This is a genomic window from Anaerotruncus sp. G3(2012) (genome assembly GCF_000403395.2).
GTDB lineage: Bacteria > Bacillota > Clostridia > Oscillospirales > Ruminococcaceae > Anaerotruncus.
In genome coordinates this window covers 353,548-356,652 of sequence record NZ_KE159657.1, presented here as the reverse complement: position 1 = coordinate 356,652, position 3,105 = coordinate 353,548, and the positions used below count along the sequence as shown (strand labels likewise).

The following is a 3,105-nucleotide window of genomic DNA, read 5'->3' as shown; positions in this document are numbered from 1 at the left end:
GCTTATATCATGTCGATGCTGTTCCCTCGCCATTTTTCTGCCCTCCTGCTACTTTGAGGACTATTATAGCACATTTCTATTGACGACACAACCTAGAAACAAATACACTGGCTGTCCCCCAAAATCATTTCATCTATCTTGGTATAATTGCAGGCCTATGTGTTCCCTGGGATGGCTCAGCCCTCTGCCGCGCCTGCTCTTCTTTCGTGGTTGATATTATTTACAAATATAATTACCAAGAAAAAAACAATTTAGAAAGACTTGACATTCAAATATATTTATGGTATTTTTACTACAGTAACATTCTTGACATAGATTACTAGGGCTTGCTTGATAATTTGTGATATACAAAATGGCATGGGATTTCAGCCGTTGGCAAACAAATTTTCGCAGGAATCCTAGTGGATTTCAGGGAAAAATTGTGCTACTCAGCGGTTGATAGACCACTCGATTGGGTAGGTTGTAAATTACTATTGAGAAAGGAGGATGGATTGTTGAAACATATGAATCCATATAGGTACAAGAACGGAGACAGAAATGTCTACTGCAACACTGTATAAAGATCAATGGGATTTTTGTACAATGTTGCTAGAACAGTTGGTTGTTGAATAACAAATTAGAAGATGTGTTATGAAAAAGTTTATAGGTCTTTTGCTTACCGTGGTAGCGGTTATGTCTATGATGGTGGTAACTGCTAGTGCTGCTTCTCTTCCGCTTCCGGCTGAAGAAATTGCTCAACTGAGAGCAGAAATCACTGCAAAATCAGCAGCTGATAGCGTTAATGCGAGTGATGAAGTGATTCTTCCGAATCATTTCGACTCTCATCACATTAGTGCTCATGCTACTTGCAATCATGTGGGTACTGAGAAAGTGACAACTCGTGCTGGCAGCTGCTATTGCGGAAGTGGTTTTGTTTATAAGATTACTTGTAAACCATGTGGAGCTTTTGTAGGTGCAATGTGCACTAATGTATATTGTACTTATTGGGATTAAGTCGACATATTTAATAGTTTGCATACGCTTCTGGTCTATAGACTTTTAGTTTGTAGGCCGGAGGCGTATACAAGTATATAGATAAGAATGGGCGGGGATAACAGTATGGATATTTCAAAATTAAATGTTCCTCTGATGTATTTTAAGCAAAAGGAAACAAGAAATGGACTAATTGCTGACGATTCATCTACTTCAGCCTTTTTGCCTATGTTACAGTTTGTATTAAAAAATGTAGATATTAGTGAAAAAACGCTTGACACATCGTGTGACTGCGGCAACAAAGAGAAATGTAAGTGTAATAGCGAAGATGAAATGAGTGAAGTGACTGAACCTAAAAAAAGTGGATTGGCGGCTTGTATGGAGTGCCCAATGAGAGAGTCTGGTCAATGTGAGCTTTGGAATGGCAAGGAAGATGATTTTGGGCTGCTTATTGGGACCACTTCAACAACTAGGAGTATTTCTTTGGCACACGATGTTTCTTTAGATGAGCAGTCGGGTATTCGCCCTGATTTGTTTCCGCTAACTAAGGTATGGTTAGATTATAATGGTGCGTATGCTTACATAGATAAAAAAAAATTAGGAAGACTATGAAATATTAACTGATAAGCATCATAAAGGTGCAGATGAAATATACAATTTCATGCTTATAGATCAAATAATAGGTGCGGTTTTCCATATAGGGAGAACCGCACTTTTTGTGCTCTTTTGGAAGAAAGGAGGATAGGTACCATATGAGGGGCATAGAAGCAGAGTGATGGCAAGTGGTACTACTTCTATGTAGACAGAGCAATCGCGATGAATACCATCATTAACGGACATACCATCGGTTCGGATGAAAATAGAAATAAATAAATGGAAAGGATTCGGTTCAACATTAAAAACACTCGAAACCATACAACGGAATACCGCCATGGGTAATTAGGAGCCGTATCCCAGGCTGCCCCATCCTTTTTATGTTGCATACCATGGTATTACTTTCTCTCGGTAATGGAAGAGCAGATTAAACTGGAGCGCAAGGAAGGTATCCGAGTAAGCCGAAAACACCTGATGAAAACAGGGAAGTGTTTGAGCGAATTAGACCTGTTTTTGCGTCATTCCTCTTGCCAGCATCTCTTTGATTTACGGCAATAACTTTTTGTATACTGATATTTCCTTGCCATATATTACCCCCTGATGTAGTTCTTTTTCTACATCAGGGGGTGTCTATTGTCCGCTTTCACCGGTTTAGTACAACGCTTCAGTGTACCTTTTCTTACCTATAAACTCTCACCACTTAGATGGTGTCGTCAATAAAGAAGGAGCCAAATAGCAATACAACGTATTTGGACAGCAGCAGCGAAAGAAGCGGCATTTTTAGCGTAGCGAGTCGCAATACCGCGCCATCTTTTGAGAAGCAGGAAAGCGTTCTCGACGAGATGGCGAAGTTTGTAGAAATATTTATCATACTTCCGAGGATGTTTTCGGCTTTTCCTTGGCGGAATGACCGGTATCATTCCCTCGTCAACCGCCTTGAGGATGATTGCGTCCGTATCATAGTCTCGATCTGCCAGAAGATATTCTGCCTGAAATCCCTCGATCAACCGCGCTGCAATTGTGCAATCCGCTGTGGTACCAGAAGTGACAAAGAATCGCACCGGCATACCATGCGCATCCACGGCCAAATGTATCTTGGTGTTGAGCCCCCTTTTGTACGGCCCATCGCCTGATTTCCACCCCGCGCGCCAGCAGCGTCAGGATGTACTTTGATATGGCTGGCGTCGATCATCAGCCACTCAAAGTCGGTGTCATCTACCAGCGCTTCCAGAATCTTTTCCCAGATTCCCTTGTCACGCCACCGGCAGAACCGGCGGTGTACATTCTTCCAGTTCCCATACGTTTCCGGCAAGTCCCGCCAGGGTGCTCCGGTGCGCAAAATCCAGAATACACCGTTGATAAACTGCCGCGTATCTCGGGCATTGCCTCCGCGCGTCCCTTTTTCGCCTATTGTGTTTGGTTTGATTTTCTCCCACGCTCTGTCGCTTATATCATGTCGATGCTGTTCCCTCGCCATTTTTCTGCCCTCCTGCTACTTTGAGGACTATTATAGCACATTTCTATTGACGACACAACCTA

Annotated in this window: 3 protein-coding genes; 2 read left to right on the top strand and 1 reads right to left on the bottom strand. The window is 42.4% G+C overall.

What is annotated here, in order from left to right:
- Positions 1-630 precede the first annotated feature (630 nt).
- A complete protein-coding gene (locus C814_RS23400) occupies positions 631-993 on the top strand; it encodes a hypothetical protein (RefSeq protein ID WP_155846321.1) in 363 nt (120 codons plus the stop codon).
- A gap of 105 nt (positions 994-1,098) precedes the next feature.
- On the top strand, positions 1,099-1,584 hold the full coding sequence (locus C814_RS07525) for a hypothetical protein (protein WP_016315040.1): 486 nt from the start codon (positions 1,099-1,101) through the stop codon (positions 1,582-1,584).
- 695 nt (positions 1,585-2,279) lie between these two features.
- On the opposite strand, the gene C814_RS22760 is transcribed toward C814_RS07525, so the two are convergent.
- Positions 2,280-3,043 (bottom strand): IS5 family transposase gene (locus tag C814_RS22760; protein WP_155846320.1). Its coding sequence is split into 2 segments (ribosomal slippage): positions 2,280-2,701 and positions 2,701-3,043, totalling 765 coding nucleotides; the frame shifts between segments, so codons are not numbered across the junction.
- Positions 3,044-3,105 lie beyond the last annotated feature (62 nt).